This window comes from Nocardioides sp. IC4_145, assembly GCF_011250565.1.
Taxonomy (GTDB): domain Bacteria; phylum Actinomycetota; class Actinomycetes; order Propionibacteriales; family Nocardioidaceae; genus Nocardioides.
This window is the reverse complement of the sequence record NZ_JAANMS010000041.1, coordinates 1-20,696: the sequence shown is the minus strand read 5'-3', so window position 1 is coordinate 20,696 and position 20,696 is coordinate 1. Positions and strand designations below refer to the sequence as shown.

Annotated in this window: 23 protein-coding genes; 13 read left to right on the top strand and 10 right to left on the bottom strand. The window is 75.1% G+C overall.

Features of this window, described 5'->3' with window-relative positions; genetic code table 11:
- Nucleotides 1-16: 16 nt before the first annotated feature.
- Nucleotides 17-670, bottom strand: coding sequence for a thymidine kinase (locus tag G6553_RS16070; RefSeq protein ID WP_166195177.1), 654 nt, complete (start codon nt 668-670; stop codon nt 17-19).
- Between the two features lie 23 nt (nt 671-693).
- Nucleotides 694-2,049, bottom strand: a complete 1,356-nt coding sequence (locus tag G6553_RS16065; RefSeq protein WP_166195174.1) for a hypothetical protein — start codon at nt 2,047-2,049, stop codon at nt 694-696.
- A gap of 79 nt (nt 2,050-2,128) precedes the next feature.
- Between G6553_RS16065 and G6553_RS16060 the strand changes: the two genes are divergently transcribed.
- The gene (locus tag G6553_RS16060; protein ID WP_347565761.1) at nt 2,129-2,953 is read left to right on the top strand and encodes a sulfurtransferase; all 825 of its coding nucleotides are present in this window, start codon (nt 2,129-2,131) and stop codon (nt 2,951-2,953) included.
- Between the two features lie 139 nt (nt 2,954-3,092).
- On the opposite strand, the gene sepH is transcribed toward G6553_RS16060, so the two are convergent.
- Nucleotides 3,093-4,076 (bottom strand): septation protein SepH, encoded by a 984-nt coding sequence (gene sepH / locus G6553_RS16055; protein WP_166195171.1) that lies wholly within the window; start codon nt 4,074-4,076, stop codon nt 3,093-3,095.
- An 88-nt stretch (nt 4,077-4,164) separates the two neighbouring features.
- On the opposite strand from sepH, the gene G6553_RS16050 reads away from it, so the two are divergent.
- From G6553_RS16050 to G6553_RS16030, 5 genes are all read left to right on the top strand, one after another.
- Nucleotides 4,165-4,782 carry a trimeric intracellular cation channel family protein gene (locus G6553_RS16050; protein WP_166195168.1) on the top strand — a complete coding sequence of 206 codons (618 nt, stop codon included), beginning with the start codon at nt 4,165-4,167 and terminating at the stop codon, nt 4,780-4,782.
- Nucleotides 4,783-4,916: 134 nt separating this feature from the next.
- Nucleotides 4,917-5,918: an ATP-binding cassette domain-containing protein gene (locus G6553_RS16045; RefSeq protein ID WP_166195165.1), complete on the top strand. Its 1,002-nt coding sequence runs from the start codon at nt 4,917-4,919 to the stop codon at nt 5,916-5,918.
- A complete protein-coding gene (locus G6553_RS16040) occupies nt 5,915-6,769 on the top strand; it encodes an ABC transporter permease (protein ID WP_166195162.1) in 855 nt (284 codons plus the stop codon). The genes G6553_RS16045 and G6553_RS16040 overlap by 4 nt, the downstream gene beginning before the upstream one ends.
- Before the next feature lie 16 nt (nt 6,770-6,785).
- Nucleotides 6,786-7,487, top strand: a complete 702-nt coding sequence (locus tag G6553_RS16035; RefSeq protein WP_166195241.1) for a VOC family protein — start codon at nt 6,786-6,788, stop codon at nt 7,485-7,487.
- Nucleotides 7,484-7,876 (top strand): ASCH domain-containing protein, encoded by a 393-nt coding sequence (locus G6553_RS16030; protein ID WP_347565759.1) that lies wholly within the window; start codon nt 7,484-7,486, stop codon nt 7,874-7,876. Before G6553_RS16035 ends, G6553_RS16030 begins: the two co-directional genes overlap by 4 nt.
- On the opposite strand, the gene G6553_RS16025 is transcribed toward G6553_RS16030, so the two are convergent.
- The 4 genes from G6553_RS16025 to G6553_RS16010 all read right to left on the bottom strand — a co-directional run bounded on the left by G6553_RS16025 (nt 7,830) and on the right by G6553_RS16010 (nt 13,235).
- Entirely contained in the window at nt 7,830-8,495 is a 666-nt protein-coding gene (locus G6553_RS16025) for a DUF998 domain-containing protein (protein ID WP_166195160.1), read from the bottom strand. The genes G6553_RS16030 and G6553_RS16025 overlap by 47 nt on opposite strands.
- A 156-nt stretch (nt 8,496-8,651) precedes the next feature.
- On the bottom strand, nt 8,652-10,598 hold the full coding sequence (locus tag G6553_RS16020; RefSeq protein WP_166195158.1) for a matrixin family metalloprotease: 1,947 nt from the start codon (nt 10,596-10,598) through the stop codon (nt 8,652-8,654).
- 72 nt (nt 10,599-10,670) lie between these two features.
- Complete coding sequence (locus G6553_RS16015) at nt 10,671-11,972, bottom strand: D-arabinono-1,4-lactone oxidase (RefSeq protein ID WP_347565758.1); 1,302 nt, start codon at nt 11,970-11,972, stop codon at nt 10,671-10,673.
- An 81-nt stretch (nt 11,973-12,053) separates the two neighbouring features.
- On the bottom strand, nt 12,054-13,235 hold the full coding sequence (locus G6553_RS16010) for an MFS transporter (protein ID WP_166195153.1): 1,182 nt from the start codon (nt 13,233-13,235) through the stop codon (nt 12,054-12,056).
- A 78-nt stretch (nt 13,236-13,313) separates the two neighbouring features.
- Here G6553_RS16010 and G6553_RS16005 point away from each other — a divergent pair, with 78 nt between their 5' ends.
- The 3 genes from G6553_RS16005 to G6553_RS15995 all read left to right on the top strand — a co-directional run bounded on the left by G6553_RS16005 (nt 13,314) and on the right by G6553_RS15995 (nt 15,730).
- Nucleotides 13,314-14,462: a ferrochelatase gene (locus G6553_RS16005; protein WP_166195150.1), complete on the top strand. Its 1,149-nt coding sequence runs from the start codon at nt 13,314-13,316 to the stop codon at nt 14,460-14,462.
- Nucleotides 14,459-15,319, top strand: a complete 861-nt coding sequence (locus tag G6553_RS16000) for an inositol monophosphatase family protein (protein WP_166195147.1) — start codon at nt 14,459-14,461, stop codon at nt 15,317-15,319. The genes G6553_RS16005 and G6553_RS16000 overlap by 4 nt, the downstream gene beginning before the upstream one ends.
- Nucleotides 15,320-15,439: 120 nt before the next feature.
- On the top strand, nt 15,440-15,730 hold the full coding sequence (locus tag G6553_RS15995) for a DUF4193 domain-containing protein (RefSeq protein WP_154611873.1): 291 nt from the start codon (nt 15,440-15,442) through the stop codon (nt 15,728-15,730).
- Nucleotides 15,731-15,815: 85 nt separating this feature from the next.
- Here the strand turns inward: G6553_RS15995 and G6553_RS15990 are convergent, their stop codons facing one another.
- Both G6553_RS15990 and G6553_RS15985 read right to left on the bottom strand, forming a co-directional pair.
- Nucleotides 15,816-16,112 (bottom strand): DUF4235 domain-containing protein, encoded by a 297-nt coding sequence (locus tag G6553_RS15990; RefSeq protein ID WP_166195144.1) that lies wholly within the window; start codon nt 16,110-16,112, stop codon nt 15,816-15,818.
- Nucleotides 16,113-16,132: 20 nt separating this feature from the next.
- Nucleotides 16,133-16,648, bottom strand: a complete 516-nt coding sequence (locus tag G6553_RS15985; RefSeq protein WP_347565756.1) for a DUF3093 domain-containing protein — start codon at nt 16,646-16,648, stop codon at nt 16,133-16,135.
- Between the two features lie 51 nt (nt 16,649-16,699).
- Here G6553_RS15985 and dut point away from each other — a divergent pair, with 51 nt between their 5' ends.
- The 4 genes from dut to G6553_RS15965 are packed head-to-tail and all read left to right on the top strand — an operon-like array spanning nt 16,700 to nt 18,888.
- Nucleotides 16,700-17,176, top strand: coding sequence for a dUTP diphosphatase (gene dut, locus G6553_RS15980; RefSeq protein WP_166195141.1), 477 nt, complete (start codon nt 16,700-16,702; stop codon nt 17,174-17,176).
- Nucleotides 17,177-17,204: 28 nt separating this feature from the next.
- Nucleotides 17,205-17,837, top strand: a complete 633-nt coding sequence (locus G6553_RS15975; protein WP_166195138.1) for a DUF3710 domain-containing protein — start codon at nt 17,205-17,207, stop codon at nt 17,835-17,837.
- Complete coding sequence (locus G6553_RS15970; RefSeq protein WP_166195136.1) at nt 17,834-18,187, top strand: OB-fold nucleic acid binding domain-containing protein; 354 nt, start codon at nt 17,834-17,836, stop codon at nt 18,185-18,187. Before G6553_RS15975 ends, G6553_RS15970 begins: the two co-directional genes overlap by 4 nt.
- Complete coding sequence (locus tag G6553_RS15965; RefSeq protein ID WP_166195133.1) at nt 18,184-18,888, top strand: DUF3159 domain-containing protein; 705 nt, start codon at nt 18,184-18,186, stop codon at nt 18,886-18,888. The genes G6553_RS15970 and G6553_RS15965 overlap by 4 nt, the downstream gene beginning before the upstream one ends.
- A 40-nt stretch (nt 18,889-18,928) precedes the next feature.
- Here the strand turns inward: G6553_RS15965 and G6553_RS15960 are convergent.
- A partial coding sequence (locus G6553_RS15960) for a hypothetical protein (protein ID WP_166195130.1) occupies nt 18,929-20,696 on the bottom strand: 1,768 nt, incomplete at its 5' end.

Below are 20,696 nucleotides of genomic sequence, written 5' to 3'. Positions count from 1 at the left end.
ATCCCGGAGAGCGGGACTAGCCGAAGGGCAGCGGCTCCGGCGCGAGCGAGACCGCCTTCGCGCGGGCGGCGGTGAGCCGGCGCCGGTGGTGCTGGCGGCAGAGCACCTCGTAGGCCACGTCGGCGGGCGCCGCGCCGGCATCGTCGACGTCCCCGACCACGATGACCTCGCCCTCGACGACCATCGCGCCGTTCTCCGTGCGGGCGTTGTGGGTGGCGCGCTTGCCGCACCAGCACAGCGCCTCGACCTGCAGCACGTTCATCCGGTCGGCCAGCTCGACGAGCCGCTGGGAGCCCTCGAAGAGCGCGGTGCGGAAGTCGGTGAGGATGCCGAAGGCGAACACGTCGATCTGCAGCTCGTCGACCACCTTCGCGAGCTGGTCGACCTGGTCGCGCGTGTAGAACTGCGCCTCGTCGCAGATGAGGTAGTCGATCCGCCCACCGTGGGTGAGGGACTCGACGACGTAGCGCCAGAAGTCGAAGTCCGGGCCCACCTCGAGCGCCTCGTGCGTCAGGCCCAGCCGGCTGGAGATCTGCGCCTGGCCGGCGCGGTCGTTGGCCGTGAAGATCCGGCCGGCCCGGCCGCGGGCGGCGTGGTTGTGGTTGGTCTGGAGCGCCAGGGTCGACTTGCCGGAGTCCATCGTCCCGGTGAAGAAGTGCAGTTCCGCCACCGGCGGATCCTCCCACGGGCGGGTCAGGTCCGCTGGCCGGCCTCGACCCCGTCCGGCCAGCGGTCGTCGGGGTCGACGCGGTCGGCGGGACCGGCGGCCGGAGCTGCAGGCTCGCCCGGCGCGCCGTCCGACCCGTCGGTACGCCGCGGGGTCCGGCGCAGCAGCCGGCCGGTGACCCAGGCGGCCAGCGCCCCGACCGCCGCCGCGAGCACGAGCCGCCACGGCCAGGGCCACGGCCCGCGGTCGACGTCGGCGACGGTTCGCACCTCGAGGTCCGTCAGCGCTTCCTGGGCGACCTGCCAGCGGCCGACGCCGAACGAGTCGAGGTCGCTGGTCTCGGTGAGCGGTCGGGGCGCGGAGCCGTCGACCGGCACGGCCGCCAACCACGCGGTGTCGGGCCTGTCGCCGGCTCCGCTGTCGTCGTCCCCGTCGTCGTCGGGAAGCACTCCCACGACCTCGTCCGGAGCGGTCCAGCCGAGCACCGCGGCGGAGCCGACCATCCCGCGGCCGAGGCGGAGCACCGGACCCGGCACCTGCGCGCCCGTGTCGGCCTCGAGGAACGTCACCCGCGACGCCGTGTGACCACCGCCGAGCACGACGGCGAGCAGGCGGCCGTCCGGGGACCAGGAGGCGGGCCCGGCCAGGGCCGCCGTGCGGCTGAGCACCCGGCTGCGCCCGTCGGCGAGGTCGAGCACGGCGAGGGGAGCGGGAGCGCCGCGTCCCGCCCGGCGGTGCTGCACGGCGAGCCGTTCGCCGGAGGGGTCGAAGGCCGCGGACACGGCGTTGTCGGCGACCGTCTCCGAGCGGCCGGTGCCGAGGTCGAGGACGGCGAGGGCCTGCTCGGGCGAGCGACCCCGGTAGGGGTTCGTGGGGGCGCCGACGAGGTACGCGACCCGCCGGCCGTCGGGCGCCCAGGCGACCGGCTGGATGCTGCCGCCCTCGGGCAGGTCGTGGTACGTCGTGCCGCTGCCGCCCAGGTCGACGAGCGCCAGGTCCGGCTCGTCCGTGTCGTGGTCGCCGACCGCCACGGACCGGCCGTCGGGGGAGAGCAGCATCGGCGCGGGGTCGCCCTGGGTCTCCGGCCCCGCCCGGTCCTCCGCCTCGTCGACCCGTCGGACCGCGTCCCCGCGCCAGCCCACGACGATCGCCTGCGGGAAGTCCAGGAACTCGACGCCGTACCCGTGCTGGAACAGGGCCACGGCCCGTCCCGGCGGCGAGTCCTCGACGTCGCCGGTCAGCAGCGAGTAGCCCGCCAGGCGGTCGGGCAGGACGGCCGGCCCGCGGGTCGACGGCGCACCGTCGGCGAGGAGGGGGCCGGCCAGGAAGACGGCCGCGGCCGCGCAGGCACCGACGACGAGGCTGGTGCGGCGCGGGGTCATCCACCGACGGTAGGCGGGCCCGGTCCGCTCCGCCAGGGAGCACGCTGCGACGGCGGGCGTTGCGGTGCAGGATGGCCCGGTGTCCTCACCCCTGATGTCCGTCGACGAGCTGGCCGCCACCGTCGGGACCGGCGCCGGCCCCACCGTGCTGGACGTGCGCTGGCGGCTGGGCGGTCCGCCCGGGCGTGAGGAGTTCGAGCGCGGGCACGTGCCGGGCAGTGCGTACGTCGACCTCGACTCCGCGCTCGCCGCGCCGGCCGGTCCGCGGGGGCGCCACCCGCTGCCGCCGGTCGAGGTGTTCGAGGCCGCGATGCGTGCCGCGGGCGTCTCGGGCGACCGGCCCGTGGTCGTGCTCGACGACTGGGCGGGCCGGGCCGCTGCCCGGGCCTGGTGGCTGCTGCGCTTCCACGGGCACCCGGCCGTGCGGGTGCTCGACGGGGGCTGGTCCGCGTGGCTGGCGTCCGGCGGGGCGGTCGAGACCGGGTCCGGGATCGTGGAGCCGGGGGACTTCTGCGCGGAGCCGGGCGGGATGCCGGTGGTCGAGGTGGACGGCGTGCTGGACGTCGGGGTGCTCGTCGACGCGCGGGAGCCGCAGCGGTACCGCGGGGAGGTCGAGCCGGTCGACCCCGTCGCCGGGCACGTCCCCGGCGCGGTGAACGTGCCGACCAGCATCAACCTGCGGGCCGACGGGCGCTTCCGCGACCCGGCCCAGCTGCGCGCGCTCTACGCGGCCGAGGGGGTGGCGCCGGACGCCGACGTGGCGGCGTACTGCGGCTCGGGGGTGACCGCCACCCACGACGTCCTGGCGATGGAGGTCGCCGGCATCCGCGCCGCGCTGTGGCCCGGCAGCTGGAGCGAGTGGGTGGCCGACCCGTCGCGGCCGGTCGTGGGTCCCGCCGGTTGAGGAGGCGCGCCAGCGCCGTCTCGAAACTCCCGGTGACCGTGGTCGCGGCCGTGGGTCCCTCACCGGATCTCGCCCGCTGAGGCCGCCGGGCGGCCTTCGCTGCTCGACCAGCGGTGGAGGCGTGGGGTGCGTCGCGCGGTCAGTCCTGCTTGCCGCCGCCGAACATGATCTCGTCCCAGCTGGGGACCGAGGCGCGGCCGCGGCTCTTGCGGACCGGACGGCGCGGGGGCGGCTGCTCCTCCTGAGCCGGCTCGTCGGCGGATGCCTCGGTGGGGGCCTCGGCGGTGACGGCGGGCTGCTCGGTGGTGGGCGCCTCGTCAGGGGTGTCCAGCGCGGCGGCGTCGGCCGCCTGCTCGACGAGGTCGCGCTCGCGGGCGGCGGCGGTCGGCTCGGTGGGGGCCTCGGTGTCGCGGAACGCGTCGACCGGCTCGTCGTGGACCAGCGAGATCGCGTCGTCGCCGAGCGGGAGCTCCTGGTCGGTGAGGTCGACGGTGGTGAGCCGCCGCTGGCGGGCCTGCTGGAGGTCGTCACGGGCCGGCGCCGGCTCGGGGAGGGCCTCCCCGACCAGCCAGCGGGCGTCGTCGTTGTCGAGCAGGACGAAGTTGCCGGGCACGTCGTAGGTCAGCTCGGCGATGCCGCTCCGCTTCGAGGTCTCGTACGCCGCGACGAGGGCCCAGCGACCGTCGTCGCGACGCCAGGCGTCCCACTCGACGCCGTCGGGGGCGACGTGCATCGAGCGCAGGTGCGCCTCGACGGCCTCGCCGAGGGTGCGCGCCGTCCCCGCGGCCTCGCCGGCCCGGCGACGTACCGAGGACTTCTGCGCCCGCTCCGCGACGTGCTGCCGCTCGGCCAGGACCGGCCCGGCGAACGCCATGATCTTGTCGACCGAGGTGCCCGCAGCGGCGGCGACGTCCTCCGCGGACTCCCCGGACCGGATGCGGGCCTGGATGTCGCGGGGCCGCAGGGTGCTCTCCATCTGCTTCTCCATACGTCTCGGCGGGGACTCGCGCAGCGCGCTGCGGAGGCGCTGGTCGATGACGAGCTCGTGCTCGGCACCGGTGTCGTCGGTCAGCAGCAGGCGCTTGCCGTCCTCGCTCACTCCGGTGAGCTGGAGGTGCGCCATGGGTGTGTGGTCCTTGCCCGGTCGTTCCTGCTGGTCGTGGGCCCAGAGCCTACGCCAGCCACGGCCGGAGGACCGGTAACCTCCGAGCGTGCCGACGCTCGTCGTCCTCGACCTGGTCGGGATCTTCGTCTTCGCGATCTCCGGTGGTCTGGTCGCGGTGCGCAAGGACCTCGACGTGTTCGGGGTGCTGCTGCTCGCGGGGACCACCGGGCTCGGCGGTGGGTTCCTGCGCGACCTGCTGATCGACGCGGCGCCGCCGGCCGCGCTGGCCGACTGGCGCTACCTGGTCGTGCCGGCCGTCGCCGGGCTGCTGACCTTCGGGTACCACCCGACGCTGGGCCGGATGGAGCGCACGGTCAACGTCTTCGACGCCTTCGGGCTGGCGCTGTTCTGCGCCGCGGGCGCGCTCAAGGCGCTCGACCACGGCCTCGGTCCGGTGCCGGCGGCGCTGCTGGGCATGACGACCGCGATCGGTGGCGGGATCCTGCGCGACCTGCTGGCGGGGCGGGTGCCGGTGGTCTTCCGGGGCGAGCTGTACGCCACGCCGGCGCTCGCGGGCGCCTTCGTCGTGGTCCTGGGCGTGGAGCTCGACCTGTCGCGCGAGCTGGTCAGCGTCGTCGGCGCCACGGTGTGCCTGACCTGGCGGCTGCTCGCGCTGTGGCGCGGCTGGCAGGCGCCGCGGCCGCCGGGGATGGCGAGCGTCTGACCCGTTGCGACCCGTTCCGACCCGTTCCGACCCGCGGCCCCGATGAGTCTCGACGGCGGCGCCGGTCGGACGGGCATGCGACCGGACGAGAAATGCAGTGCCCACTGTCGGTGGGGAGTGGCAGCGTGACCCCCATGACATCCGACCTGGCGATCGAGACCTCAGGGCTCGTCAAGACCTTCGGCGACACCCGCGCCGTCGACGGCGTCGACCTGGCTGTGCCGGCCGGCGGCGTGTACGGCGTGCTCGGGCCCAACGGCGCGGGCAAGACCACGACCATCCGGATGCTCGCGACGCTGCTGCCGCCCGACGGCGGCACGGCGTACGTGCTGGGCCACGACGTCGTCCACGAGGCGGCGCAGGTCCGGTCCCGGGTGGCCCTCACCGGCCAGTTCGCCTCGCTCGACGAGGACCTGTCCGGCACCGAGAACCTCGTGCTCATCGCGCGGCTCCAGGGCTACTCCCGCTCGGCGGCCAAGCAGCGGGCCGCCGAGCTGCTCGAGGCGTTCGACCTCACGGCGGCCGCCCGCAAGCAGGTCAAGGCCTACTCCGGCGGCATGCGCCGGCGCCTCGACATCGCCGGGTCCATCGTGGTCCGGCCCGACCTGATGTTCCTCGACGAGCCGACGACCGGCCTCGACCCCCGCAGCCGCAACCAGGTGTGGGAGATCGTCCGGGCGCTGGTGCGGGCGGGGACGACGGTGCTGCTGACCACGCAGTACCTCGAGGAGGCCGACCAGCTGGCCGACCGGATCGCCGTCATCGACCACGGACGGGTGATCGCCGAGGGCACCAGCGGCCAGCTCAAGGCCTCGGTGGGCTCGGGCGCGGTCAAGGTGCGCGTGGCCGACCCGACCGACCGGCCGGCGCTCGCGACGCTGCTGGCCGAGTCGCTCGACGCCGAGCCGGTCCTCGACTCCGACCCGGCCTCGCTGTCCTTCCGCGTGGCCGACCCGACCGTCGTCGCCGGCGCGCTGCACCGGGCGGGGGAGCACGGGCTGCTGATCAGCGAGTACTCCCTCGGCCAGCCCAGCCTCGACGAGGTCTTCCTCGCGCTGACCGGCCGGCCGGCCGAGGAGACCGCACCCGCCACGAACGACCCGACCCGACCCACCGCAGAGGAGGTCCCGGCATGACGACCACGACCCGGGCCGACACCACCAGCTCGCAGCCGCCCGCGCTCGACGCCTCCGTCATCGCCGCCGTCGGCGGGGCCGAGCGACCCCGGCACGCCGGACCGGTGGGCGCGTCGATGACCTACGGCTGGCGCGCGCTGCTGAAGATCAAGCACGTCCCCGAGCAGCTCTTCGACGTGACGATGTTCCCGATCATGTTCACGCTGATGTTCACCTACGTCTTCGGCGGGGCGATGGCGGGCTCGCCGGGGGAGTACCTCCAGTACGCACTGCCCGGCATCCTCACCCAGACGGTCGTGTTCATCACGATGTACACCGCGCTCACCATCAACACCGACATCGAGAAGGGCGTCTTCGACCGCTTCCGCTCGCTGCCGGTGTGGCGTCCGGCCCTGCTGGTCGGCGCGCTGCTCGGCGACGCCTTGCGGTACGTCATCGCCTCGGCGGTCGTGCTGACCGTCGGTCTCGCGATCGGCTACCGCGCGCCGGGCGGCGTGCTCGGCGTGGTCGCCGCCGTCGCGCTGCTCGTGCTCTTCTGCGTCGCGCTGACCTGGGTCTGGCTGATCGTCGGGCTCAAGGTCCGCACGCCGAACGCTGTCATGGGCACCTCGATGATGGTGCTCTTCCCGCTCACCTTCGTCTCCTCGGTCTTCGCTCCGCCGGAGACGATGCCCGGCTGGCTCCAGGCGTTCGTCGACGTCAACCCGGTCACCCTGCTCGTCGAGGCCGCCCGCGGGCTGATGAACGACGCGGCCGACGGCGGCGACATCCTCCTGGTCGTGCTGCTGTCGGCGGTGATCACCGCGGTCTTCGCGCCGATCGCGCTGCGGCTCTACAACAACAAGACCTGAGGGGCTGCCGGTGCAGATGCTGAGGAACGCGGAGATCGCCGCCGCCGGGCTCGCGGACTGGCGCAAGCTCGGCCAGGCGTTGCACGCGCGGTACGCCGTCGCGGACCTCGCGGCGGCGGCGCGGCTGGCCGCCGTGGTGGCCGAGGCGGCCGCCGGGACCGCGTCCGACCTCCGGGTCACCCTCGACCGCGGCCACGTCGACCTGCGGCTGGTCAGCCCGGACGCGGTCTACCGCGACGAGACCGGGGTCGACCACGTCGTCGAGTGGGTGACGCAGCGCGACGTCGACCTCGCCCGGGTGCTCAGCGCGGTCGCGGCCGAGGCCGGCGCGGTCCCCGAGCCGCGGGGCATCACCGCGATCGAGCTCGCCCTCGACACGGCCCGTGCCTCTGAGCTCGCGCCGGTCTGGGCCGCGCTGCTGACCGGGTCGGCGGACTCCGTCGGGCGCGGCAGCATCGACGACGACGTGCGGGACGCGACCGGGCAGGTGCCCTACCTCTGGTTCCAGCGCACCGACCCGCACGAGGAGCCGCGGCAACGGTTCCACCTCGACGTGTGGGTGGCGCCCGAGGTCGCCGAGGAGCGGATCGCCGCGGCCGTCGCCGCCGGCGCGACCGTCGTGGACGACAGCCAGGCGCCGTCGTACGTCGTCCTGGCGGACGCGGACGGCAACAAGGCGTGCGTGTGCACCTCGCTGTCCCCGGAGGGCGGGTCGTGACCTGGCCGCGGGTCGGCGGGCTGCGTGCGCTCGAGCTCGGGACGCCCGGCGGGCTGCGCGAGGAGCTCAACCGGCTCGTCCTGGCCGGGGAGAAGCAGGCGACGGCCGGGCTGCGGGCCGAGTACGACGAGGAGGGCGAGGAGCTCGAGCACGTCGGCGAGCGGCTCGCGCTGCTGGACGACGACGGAGGGCAGGTCGGCACGGTCGAGGTCACCGCGGTGGGGACCGTGGCCTTCGCCGAGGTCCCGTGGGAGTTCGCGCACGCCGAGGGCGAGGGCGACGCCGACCTGGAGGAGTGGCGCGCCGGGCACCGCCGCTACTGGGAGCGTCTCGGCACGCCGGTCACCGACGAGACCCCGATCGTGTGCCTCCGGTTCCGGCTGGTCTGAGCACCGCCCGGGGCCGTGCCACGGCCCCGGCCGCGCCGGCCAGGGCGACGAGCACGGGCCAGATCGCTAGGCGTTCCAGGGCACCGGCCGCCGCGCCGTCGCCGGCCAGGACGAACGCCGCCGCTGCCGCGCCGGTGACCGCCCCGGTCGCCACCAGGGCACGCGCCAGGCGCGGCCGGTCGCTGCGCAGCCGCAGGCCGAGGGCCACCAGCGCGAGCGGTTGAGCGACGAACAGCGGCGTTGCCGCGACGACGTGCAGGGTGACGTCGCGGTCCAGGGGGGCGAGGCCGGTGGCGACCGAGCTCAGCCCGGAGACGACGAGCAGGCCGGTGACCGTCGGTCCCCAGGCCTTGCTGAGCAACGCCCCGCTGCCGGCCAGCAGTGCGCCGGAGACGACGAACGCGGCGTTCATGACGTCGTGGCGCGGCGAGCAGGATCCCGCCGAGCAGCTCGACTCGCCGAGCCGGCTGATCGAGTCGGCGACGAGGCTGTAGTCGCCGGTGGCCGCTGCCGCGACGAACAGCTCCGCCGCGACGTACGTGGGCCGGACGAGGAGCGCCAGCGCTCCCCAGCGCGCTGCGCGGGACCCGACGGACGGGAGGATCGAGGTGGCCGGCACGGGCCCACCGTAGGACCGTCAGGCGCCGAGCACGCGGCACGGGTGGGCGTCGGCTCGGACCCGGTCGGGATCGGGCCGGTCGCGGGGCGCGGAGAAGCGGTCGGCCCCCGATCGGGCGCCACCGGTTCCCGCTGGTCCGAGCGTCCGCGCCCGACGTCACGGGACGACGAGCTCGCGCTCGACCACCGGCCCGGGCCGTCCGAAGTCGTAGAGGGCGGCGAAGAGGACGCAGCTCGGCGCTTCCGCGGAGGCGGGGTGCACGGTCCAGGTGCCGTCGCCGTTCGCGAAGCCGTCGGACCAGGTCGCGTCCGCCGGCGGGGTGGCCGGGCACGACCCGGGAAGCACCTGGATCCCCAACCTGCCGGCGTCCTCGGACAGGTCCACCGCGACGCGCGCGCTGCCGGCGTCCGGGTCGTAGGTCAGCTCGCCGACCGTGGGGCGGACGGTCGGCGGCGGCACGGTCAGGGTGAGGGTGGTCGCGGGACTGACGGCGCCCCAGCTCGTGACGGCGACGAACGCGACGCACTCCGAGGCGGACCACGTGGGGACCAGCCACGTGGACGGCCCGTCCTGCTCCAGCGCCTCGCTCCAGCCGTCGCCGATCGACACGGGGCAGGCGCCGGACCCGTCGCCGCGGACCACCTCCAGGCGCGTGCCCGGGTCGGGCGGCGTCCAGGACACGCGGAACGCCGACCGGGCCGGCACCCAGGCGGGGGTGCCGACCTGCGGTTCGGAGCCGACGCCGGGGACCTCGAGGAGCAGCCGCGTCGGCGGGCTCACGGTGCCCCAGTCGGTGACGGCCACCAGGAGCACGCACTCCGCGGCGCGCGAGGCGTGGAGCAGGTAGCCACCCCCCGGCCCGCGGTCGAGCGCCATCCAGTCGGTGGTGCCGGTCGGACAGGTCGTGGGGTCCTCCCAGCTGCGGACGACGGCCAGGTCGACGCCCGGGGAGCCGGACCAGGTGAAGCGCCAGGCGCTCTCCGAGGCCACCCAGGTCGGGGTGCCGACAGCCGGCGCGGGCGGGACGGGCGCCCACCGCTCGATCCGGCGTACGCCGCCGGAGCGGGCACCGCCGTACCGGTTGGCCACCTCGACGCCGAAGCACCACGCGCCCGTGCCGTAGCGCGGGTCGCTCCAGGTGCCCACCGACGGCGCGAGCCCCACGCGGAGGTCCCAGCTCCGCGGCCTCCTCCCGCAGGTCGGCGCCTTCCAGACGGTGACGAAGACCTTCGTGCCGGGCCGGGCGCCGGAGACCGGTCGCCAGGTGATCCGCACCGGACGGTCGGCCGGCTGGCCGCCCGAGAAGTTCACGTCCCTCAGTGGCGCGGGCAGCGGCTCGATGAGGCAGCGACGCGGGGCGAGGCGCGCCCGGCCGCCGTACCACGCGACGAAGCGGCGCAGCAGCGGCTTGTCGATCCACCGGCACTCGTAGGAGCCGGGCGTGGCCGACAGCAGCGGGCAGCCGCCCATGTCGAAGACCGGGTACATCAGCGAGCACCGACCGCCGGTGTGGTCGAAGCCGAGCACGTGCCCGAGCTCGTGCGCCAGCAGCCGGCCGACCCAGACCCGGGTCTCCGCGCGAAGGGCGTCGGCCTGCTTGTAGAAGGGGGCGAGGTGGACGTAGTTGGTCGCCTGGTAGCCGAGCGTGCCGACGCCGTCCGCCCCGCCGGTGTCGCCGTACCGGATGGTCAGCCGCGCCTTCGAGCGCGGGACCTCGACGAACCGGATGTTGCCGCCGGAGCGGTTCCAGCGCTCGACGGCCCGGTCGAGGCTCCAGTCCCACTTCGCCGGCAGGGTCTCGTGGTAGCGGATGGTGCGGCCCGGCCAGCGGCGCGGCTTCCAGCGCTGCAGAGCGCCGGTCGGGGCCGGCACGACCACGTCGTCGGCCAGGTCGATCCGGTCCGGGACCGGTCCGTCCGGCGCAGCGGTGGCGCTCGACGGCGCCTGGGTGCGCGCGGGCGCGGCCGTGACCGGACCGGCGCCGCCCACCACCAGGCAGGCCGTGACCACCGACCCGACCAACCCGATGAACCCGGCCGACCCGATGCGACCACGCCACGTCCTCGACGTGCCGGCTCCTCGACCCCCGCTGCTCGACCTCATCCGCCGACGGTGCGTCCGGCAGCCCGCCGGATCGCCCGCGGGGGCGCGACATCCCCAGATCGAGGGACGGCCTCAGTCGCCCAGGACGCGCCGCAGGTAGGCGTTGGCGAAGACCCGGTCGGGGTCGAGCCGGTCGCGCAGCGCGAGGAAGTCGGCGAAGCGCGGGTACGCCGGCGCGAGGTCCTCGGCCGCCATCGTGTGCACCTTGCCCCAGTGCGGGCGGCCGCCGGCCGCGCGCAGCACCGGCTCGACCAGCGCGAAGTAGCGGCAGTGGTCGGCGTCGCGGTGGGTGTGGAACGCCAGGTAGAACGAGTCGCGCCCCGACGCGGTCGACAGCGCCACGTCGTCGGCCGGCGTCGAGCGGACCTCCACCGGGAAGGTCACCCGCACGTCGGAGGCGTCGATGACGCGGCGGCACTCCCGCAGCACCTCGAGGCCGTCCGCGCGCGGCACGGCGTACTCCATCTCGCGGAAGACGACCTTCCGCGGCGAGGTGAAGACCCGGTGCGCGACGTCGCTGTAGGTGCGGGCGGAGAGGGCGCGCGCGCTGACCTGGTTCATCCGCGGGATCACGGCCGGCACGCGGTTGGCCGCGGCGTTGAGGACGCCGAAGACGGAGTTGGACAGGAAGTCGTCGTCCAGCCACGAGCGCCACTGCGCCAGCGGCTCGGCCTCGGAGACGTCGGCGGCCAGGCGGTCGTTGCGCTTGACCATCGTCCGGTCGGTGTGGGGGAACCAGTAGAGGTCGACGTGGTGGCTGCTCGCCGTCATCTCGTCGTACGTCGCCAGCGCGGCGTCCCACGCCATCGGCTCCTCGCGGGCCTCCAGCAGGAACAGCGGCTCGACCCGGAAGGTCAGCGTCGTCAGCACCCCGAGCGCGCCCAGCCCGACCCGCGCCAGGTCGAGCAGCTCCGGGTCGTCCTCGGCCGTCGCGCGGACCACCTCGCCGGTGCCGGTGACCAGCTCGAGCCCGGCCAGCTGCGCGGCGAGCCCGCCCGCGAGGCCACCCGTGCCGTGCGTGCCGGTGGAGACCGCCCCGGCGAGGGTCTGCTCGGCGATGTCGCCCATGTTGTGCAGGCTCAGCCCGAGCCGCTCGAGCGCCTCGTTGAGGTCCTGGAGCCGGGTGCCGGCCAGCGCGGTGACCGTCATCGCCTCGCGGTCGACCGCGACGATCCCCGCCATGCCCGACGGCACGAGCATCGTCTCCTCGGGGGCGGCGATGCCGGTGAAGGAGTGGCCGGTGCCGACCATCTTCACCGTGCTGCGGCGCTCCCGGGCACGCTCGACCTCCGCGACGATCCCCGCGACGTCGCCGGGCCGCACGACCCGGCTCGGGCGCGCCTGCTCCAGCCCCGACCAGTTGCTCCACTCCACGGAGCGCAACCTATCCGGCGCACCGGCTGCGCGGGTCTCGAGACGGGCCTGGCGACCCTCCTCGACCAGCCGAGGCGGGCGTCAGGAGTCGCGGGGGAGGGTCTGGGCGGCGAGGGCGGCGACGAGGCCTGCGACGAGGCTGACCAGGTAGGCGGCGGAGGCGCCGGAGTGGTCCACGACGAAGCCGCTGATCGTGGCGCCCGGGGCGACACCGGCGACGAGGCCGGTCTGCATGATCGCCATGCCCTCGGTCAGCCGGCTCGAGGGCACGACCCGCTCGGTCAGGGACATGGTCGCCACCAGGGTGGGGGCGATCGCCAGGCCGCCGGCGAGCAGCACGAGGCCCATCAGCCAGACCGAGTCGACGAGGAACAGTGGGGCCATCGCGCAGGCCATCGCGGCCGCGCCCCACCGGACCCGGACGGCCGGCCCGCGCTTCCACGCGATCGTGCCGGTGACGAAGCCGGCCACGAGGCTGCCGAGCGCCCAGAGGGCGAGCAGCCCGCCTGCGTACGCCTCGTTGCCCTGCTCCTCCGCGAAGGCCACCGTCGTCACCTCGGCGGCGCCGAAGAGCACGCCGAGCGCGGCGCTGCCGATCGCCAGGGGCACGACGGTGCGCCAGGGGAGCGGCGGCCGGGCGCCGGTCGTGCGGTCGTGGCGGTGCGGGGGCGGCTCGGTGGCGCGCTGGGAGGCGAAGGCGAGGCTGCCGCCCACGCCGGCGACGATCGCCACCGCGAGCCCCGCGACCGGGTCGACCGTCGTCGCGAGCAGGGTGACCAGGATCGGGCCGAGGATGAAGACCGCCTCGTCGGCGACCGCCTCGAGCGCGTACGCCGTCTGCTTGTCCTCGGGCGCGTCGAGCACGAACGACCAGCGGGTCCGGACGCACGAGCCGATCTGCGGCAGCGAGCCGCCGGCGAACGCGGCGGCGACGTATGTCGACGCGAGCGGCCAGCCCGCCTCCACCGAGGTGACCACCGCGACCATCGCGACGCCGAAGACGACGCTCGCCGTCGCCAGCACGCGCCCCTGGCCGAGCGCGTCGAGCAGGCGGCCCTGGACGATCGCGAGCAGGGCGTTGGCGACCATGTACGCCGCCGACACCGCCCCGGCGAGGCCGTAGGACCCCGTCGACGACTCGACGAGCAGCACGATGCCCAGGCCGACCATCGAGATGGGCAGCCGGGCGACCAGCCCGGTGGCGCTGAAGAGTGCCGCGCCGGGGTGCGCCAGGACCCGGCGGTAGGTGGCGAGGGCGGTCATGGCGGAGGTCAACCTAGAGCCGTCCGCGAGGCGCCGACCAATCGCGGGAGCGTTGGTCGCTCTCCCTACGATGTGGCCATGTCCAGCCCCGGCCCCGCCGCCGAATCCAGCACCGATCCCACGCCGTACGACGCCCTCCTGCTCGTCTCCTTCGGTGGCCCGGAGGGGCCCGACGACGTGGTGCCGTTCCTGGAGAACGTCACCCGCGGCCGCGGCATCCCGCGCGAGCGGCTCGAGCAGGTCGGCGAGCACTACTACCTCTTCGGCGGGAAGTCGCCGATCAACGACCAGAACCGCGCGTTCCTCGAGGACCTGCGCGCGGACCTGGCCGAGGCGGGCGTGGACATCCCGGTCTACTGGGGCAACCGGAACTGGGACCCCTACCTCACCGACACGCTCGCGCAGATGGCCGCCGACGGCGTCCGCCGTGCCGCGTGCTTCATGACCAGCGCCTACTCGTCGTGGTCGAGCTGCCGGCAGTACCGCGAGAACCTCTTCGCCGCCGTCGACGCCCTCCCCGAGGACTCCCCGGCGGCGCCGAGGCTGGACAAGCTGCGCCACTACTTCAACCACCCGGGGTTCGTGGAGCCGGTCGTCGACGCGACGCTCGCCGCCCTGGCCGACCTGCCCGACGACGTGCGCGACGGCGCGCACCTGGCGTTCGTCACCCACTCGATCCCGACCCAGATGAACGACGCGAGCGGCCCGCCCGAGCAGGGCGGGGGCGCCTACGTCCGCCAGCACCTCGACGTCGCCGCCGTCGTCGCCGAGCGGGTCCGTGAGGAGACCGGCCGCGAGCACCCGCACGAGCTCGTCTACTGCTCCCGCTCCGGCGCCCCGCACGTCCCGTGGCTCGAGCCGGACGTCAACGACCACCTGACCGCGCTCGCGGAGCAGGACGTGCCCGCGGTCGTGATGGTCCCGGTCGGGTTCGTCTCCGACCACATGGAGGTCATCTACGACCTCGACACCGAGGCGATGACCACCGCCGAGGAGCTCGGGCTCCCCGCCCGGCGCGCGGGCACGGCCGGAACCGACCCGCGGTTCGTCCGCGCGGTCCGCGACCTGCTGCTCGAGCGGGCCGCCGCCGAGCGCGGCGAGGCGGTCGAGCGCCCCGCGGTCGGGACCACCGGCCCGATGTGGGACCGCTGCCCGGTCGGCTGCTGCGCCAACCCGCGCGGCGCCGTGCCCACGCTGACCGGCGAGCGCGAGCCGATCGACCAGTGACGGCGCCGGCCAGCCCGCCGGCCTCCCCGCCGACCGGCGAGGCGCTGCTCGACGTCGCCCTCGAGGTGGCGCGGGCGGCCGTCGAGGTGGTCCGCGAGCACGCCGCGCGCGGGGTCGGGGTCGCGGCGACCAAGTCCAGCGACGTCGACGTCGTCACCGAGGCCGACCGCGCCAGCGAGGCGCTGATCCGCTCCCTGCTGCGCGAGCGGCGCCCCGACGACGCGGTGCTCGGCGAGGAGGGCGAGGACCGCGCCGGCACCTCCGGGGTCCGGTGGGTGGTCGACCCCATCGACGGCACGGTCAACTTCCTCTACGGCATCCCGCAGTACGCCGTCTCGGTCGCCGCCGAGGTCACCTCGGGCGAGGGGCCCGAGGTGGTCGCCGGCGTGGTCGTCAACGCCGCGACCGGGGTGGAGTACGCCGCCCACGTCGGCGTCGACGGCCGCGCGACCGCGACGCGCGACGGCGTACCCCTGTCCGTGGCGGGCCCGACCCCGCTCGCGCAGCGGTTGGTCGCGACCGGGTTCTCCTACGACAGCGACCTCCGCGCGCTCCAGGCGCAGGCGCTCGTGCGGTTCCTGCCGCGCGTGCGCGACGTGCGGAGGCTGGGGTCCTGCGCACTGGACCTGTGCCACGTGGCGGAGGGTCTGCTCGACGGCTACGTCGAGGAGGGCGTCCACCTCTGGGACCACGCCGCGGGCGGCCTGGTGGCCCGCGCCGCGGGTGCTCGCACGCAGCTGATGACCGGCGTAGGGGGCCGCGACCTGCTCGTCGCCGCGCCGGCGCACGGGTTCGACGAGCTGCTCGCGGCGGTCCTGGACGCGGGCTTCGCGGCGGATTGGTCGCCGGGGGAATAGGGCACCTGCAGGCGACGTTCCGCACACGCCCCACCGCCCGGTGTGGGCAACCGCCGGCCGATGGTGCACAATCTGGCGCGCCGTTGGTGGCACATCGAGCCCGAGGGGAGTGAGCGACGCATGGCGACGGACTACGACGCACCGCGCAAGAACGAGGAAGAGCAGTCCGAGGAGTCCATCGAGGAGCTCAAGGCGCGTCGCCACGACAAGAACTCCGGGAAGGTCGACGAGGACGAGGCCGAAGCCGCCGAGTCCTTCGAGCTCCCGGGCGCGGACCTCTCGCACGAGGAGCTCGCCGTCGAGGTGAAGCCCAAGCAGGACGACGAGTTCACCTGCATGAGCTGCTTCCTGGTCCACCACCGCAGCCAGCTGGCCGACGAGAAGAAGATGATCTGCCGCGACTGCGTGTGACACGACACCGCATGCAAGAGGCCCGCGACCTGGTGGTCGCGGGCCTTTCGCCTTCTCTGGGCTTGCCCGGGGTGGGTGAGGGCCGTCAGCCCTTCTGGTTGTCCTTGCGCAGCTCCGGCGGCAGGTGGCCGGTGGAACGGGCGTAGTACGCCGCGGCCCGGCGCTGGGCGAGCATCCGCGCCATGCCCACGGCGACACCGCTCGCGATCGCCCAGGCGATCGCCTCGCGGAGCTCGACGTCGGGGTCGGCCGGGTTCTCCGGCGGCTTCTTCCCCGTCGCCACCCGCCACGTCTTGTCCAGGCCCTGCTTCGCGAGCGCCGCGGCGCCCAGGGCGGAGACGAGGGAGAAGACCGACCACACCTTGGAGGAGTCCGATGCCATGGCGGGACAGTACCCAGGCCTCAGGCCGGCATGTCGTCGCGACCGGCCACGTAGCCCTCGCGGGCGGCGGTGATGGCGGCGGCGAGCCGGTCGGGCCGGCGGGTGCCGATCAGCCAGTACGGCGCCGGGTCCGCCGGGTCGGTGACCTCCACCCGCACGGCCCGCTTGAGGTAGGGCCGCAGCAGCAGGTAGGCGCGGGCGTCAGCGCCGGGGCCGTGGACGTGCTTGGTCTCCGCGGCGTCGAGCGCACGGGCCTCGCCGAGGTGCTCCACCCCGATCCGCGCGCGCCCGGCACGCAGCACGCCGTCGGACACGACCACCGGCGCGGCGCCGTACCCCACGAGCAGGGTGACCGACACCGCCAGCAGCACCGCCGACACGCTCCACGCGAGGGGGCCGGGCACCGCGACGACCAGCGCGAGCCACAGGGACGCCACGAACATCGTCCACTGGACCCACCAGCGCAGCGGCACCCTCAACCGCTCGCGGTGGAGCTCGCGACGGTCGGCGGGAGGGGTCGGGACAGGCTCGGGCACGGCACACAGCCTCCCATCCCGGTCGGTGCCGGGATGCTCTAGGGTCCGGCCGTGACCGAGCCGCAGCAGACGTCGGACAGCCCGCTGGAGATCGCCGTCATCCGGCTCGACCCGGACCTGCCGCTGCCGGCGTACGCGCACCCCGGCGACGCCGGCGCCGACCTGCTCACCACCGTCGACGTCACGCTGGCGCCGGGGGAGCGGGCCCTGCTGCCGACCGGCATCGCGCTCGCCCTGCCGCACGGGTACGTCGGGCTCGTCCATCCCCGCTCGGGCCTGGCCGCGCGGCACGGCCTGACCGTCGTGAACGCGCCGGGGACGATCGACGCGGGCTACCGCGGCGAGGTCAAGGTGCTGCTGGTCAACCTCGACCCGAGCGAGCCGGTCGAGCTGCACCGGGGCGACCGGATCGCGCAGCTGGTCGTGCAGCGCGTGGAGACCGCGACCTTCGTCGAGGTCGACGTCCTGCCTTCCTCGCAGCGGGGGACCGGAGGTTACGGTTCTACCGGGGGGTTCGGTCGTCCGTGACCCGCCCCTGACCCGCCAGTCGAGGGAGATGCACGTGAAGTTCCGCCGCAAGTCCGTCGAGCCCACCAGCGAGGGCGGATCGACCGACGAGGCCGGGACGGCCGCGGCTCCGGTCGGTCCCTACGACGCCTCCGACCTGCCTCCCGGCGACGGCGAGCGGGTCGACCTCGGCTCGCTGCTCATCGGCGCGGTGCCCGGGCGGGAGCTGCGCCTGCAGGTCGACGAGCGCTCGGGCGAGGTCCAGGCGGTCCTGCTGACCGGCGAGGACGGCGCGCTCGAGCTGCGCGCGTTCGCCGCGCCCCGCAACGACGACCTCTGGAGCGAGCTGCGGCCGCGGATCGCCGCCGAGATGGCGCAGCGCGGCGGCACCGCCAGCGAGCGCCAGGGCCGCTTCGGCACCGAGCTGCTCTGCGAGCTCCCCGTCACCCGCACCGACGGCCAGGCCGCGACCCAGCCCTCGCGGATCATCGGCATCACCGGCGACCGCTGGCTGCTGCGCGCGACGCTGCTGGGCCGCCCGGCGATGGAGCCCGAGTCCCCCCAGGCGCAGGAGTGGGAGGACGTCATCACCACGGTCGCCGTACGCCGCGGCGCCGGCGCCGTGCCCCCCGGCGAGCCGCTGCCGGTCACCATGCCGGAGAGCGCCAGGCGGCTGGCATGAGCCGCCTGCGACGCAGCCTGAGCCGCTGGGCCGACACCAGCGACCAGCACGCGCGCGACCTGCGCAAGACGTACGCCGCGCCCGACTGCTCCACGGTCGCCACCGCGCCGGACCGCGAACGCGTCCACCTGCGCGGCACGCTGCGGACCGTCACCCTCCGCCCGCGTGGCGGCGTGCCCGCCCTGGAGGCCGAGCTCTTCGACGGCTCCGGCGTGCTCACCGTCGTGTGGCTCGGTCGGCGCCAGATCGCCGGCATCACCCCCGGCCGCTCCATCGACGTGAAGGGGCGGATCGGCACGCACGACGGCGCACGCGTCATCTACAACCCCCGCTACGAGCTCCTCCCATGACGACCGAGCAGGAGCAGCCCACCGTCGAGACCGTCGAGTCGGTCGTCCGCGCCCAGCTCGCGAAGGCCCTCGGCGGCCGCCGCGGCATGGTCGAGGCCGCCGTGCCGACGATCCTCTTCACCGCGCTGTGGCTCACCACCCGCGAGCTCGTGCTCGCGCTCACGATCAGCGTCGCGGCGGCGGTCGTGATGCTCGTCGTGCGGCTCGTGCAGCGCTCGACGATCCAGTTCGCGCTCAACGCGCTCTTCGGCATCGGCATCGGCTGGCTCTTCGTCCGCCTCGCCGCGAGCCGCGGCGGCAGCGAGGACGAGCAGGCGCTGGCGTACTTCCTGCCCGGCATCCTCTACAACGGCGGCTACACCCTCGTCCTCGCGCTCACCTGCCTCATCGGGTGGCCGCTCGTCGGCTTCATGGTCGGCAGCGTCACCGGCGACCCCACCGCCTGGCACGACGACCGGCAGGTCGTCCGGCTCTGCAGCACGCTCACCTGGCTGCTCGTCGTCCCGTGCTTCCTGCGCGTGGTCGTCCAGGCGCCCCTGTGGCTCGCCGGGAACAGCGGGGCCATGGACGCCGATACCGTCGTCGCCACCCTCGGCATCCTCAAGATCGCCCTCGGCTGGCCCCTCCAGCTCGCCGCCCTCGCCGGCATGGCGTGGGTCCTCGGCCGGGACCGCACCCCGGTCACCCCCTCCGCCGCCTGAGCCGCGGCGCACCGTTGACCAGCCGGGGTCGACCGCCGGGTCAGCGGGTGAGGCGGGTGAACTGGTCCAGGTAGCGGCCGACGACGCCGGCGTCGGCGACCTCGAGGGCGAGGCCGGTGCTGGTGGCGCCGGTGTCGGTCCACGGCGGGCCGCCGACCCAGGCGCGGGTGGTGGAGCCGCCGGAGACGACGAGGGTGGTCTGGGCGACCTTTGCGGCGGTGACCGGCACGCCGGCGGTCGTCAGGCGGCTGCGGATCCCGCCCAGCACGCCGGGGCCGACGACGACGGCGACGTCGCAGCCGGCGCGGCGCAGGTCGGCGAGGCGGTCGGCGACGAGTCGGCCGCGGGCGCCCGCCCAGGAGCGGACGACGGCGCGGACCCGGGTGGCGCCCTGGCCGGCCGGCGCACACGCGACCGGGGCCAGCGCGTCGAGCACGGGGTCGGTGGAGCCGCTGGCGACGGGGTAGGACATCGCGGCCAGGGCACGTGCGGGCCCGGTCGGCGCGGCCGGGTCGGTCGGCACCTCGGGCAACGGCGCGGGTGCGGCCGCGGCGACGAGCTGGTCGAGGACCGCGCCGTACGCGTCGTACGTCGTCGGGTCGGTCGAGATGAAGCCGGTGGTCCAGGCCTTGGTGCTGGCGGGGACCGCGGCCGCGCTGGCGACGACGGTCAGGTCGGTGGTCCGGCTCAGCCGGTCGACGAGCAGCGCCTCGACCTCGTGGCGGCCGCCGTCGAGGCATCCCGCGGCGCAGGCGAGGGCGGACGACGTCGCGGCGGCGTCGGTGCCGAGCGCGGCCTGGAGCCGGGTGAGCGCGGGGCTGGTCGCGCCGGCGACGACCCGGACGCCGACGCCCTCGGCGGCGGCCGCGAGCAGCGCCTCCTCGAGGACCGGGTCGGCGAGGCGGGCGGTCGCCAGCCGGACGGTGTCGCCGGGCTCGGCGTTGCGCACCGCGCGGACCTGGCGGTCGCGGACGACGGTGCGGTCGGCCGGGTCGGCGGTCGGGTCGTTGAAGACCGGGCCGTCGGCGAGCAGCTGCTGCGGCTGGTAGGTGACGACGACGGCGTCGTGGTCGGAGTTGAAGCCGCGCACCACGCGCCGGTCGGTCGGCAGGAGGCCACCGGCGTCGCGCACGCTCATCGTGTAGTCGAGCAACGACTTCGTGCCGCGCGAGCCGACGAGCGGCATGTCGAAGCGGACGAGGTCACCGAGCGCGCTGGTCGGTAGGCCGGCGTTGCGGCGGTTGCGGTCGGCCAGGTAGTTGACGTTGAGGTCGCCGCCGGCGAAGACGTGCTCGGTGGTGCCGAAGAGCCGCTCGATCTCGCCGCGCATCAGCTGCAGGTGCTTGCGCAGCCGCGGGATGCGGCGCATGTCGCTGAGCCGCGCGTCCTTGGAGGCGCGGGCGATGGTGTGGGCGTTGACCAGGCCGTAGACCTCGCCGGTGGCGATCTCGCGCAGCCGCACCGAGTTGATGTGGCGCGCGGGGGTGACGCCCTTCTCGGCGGGGTGGACCGTGATCGTGCGCCCCTCGATCAGCCGGAAGCGCGAGCGGTCCCAGATGATCGGGATGGTGCCGCCGCCGGTGGTGGGCATGTACCAGCCCCAGTCCTCGGCGGTCAGCAGCGAGACGAGGTTGCGGCGGTCGACCGCGTCGGAGAACTCCTGGAGCACGCCGGCGTCGCCGAGCGGCAGCACCTTGCGCACGTCGGCGATCGCCTTGGCCGGGCCGAGGCAGTAGCAGACGTTGAGCGTGAAGGCCCGGAACGGCTGGGCGACGGTCGGCGGCGGGACCGGGACGGGGGTCGGCGAC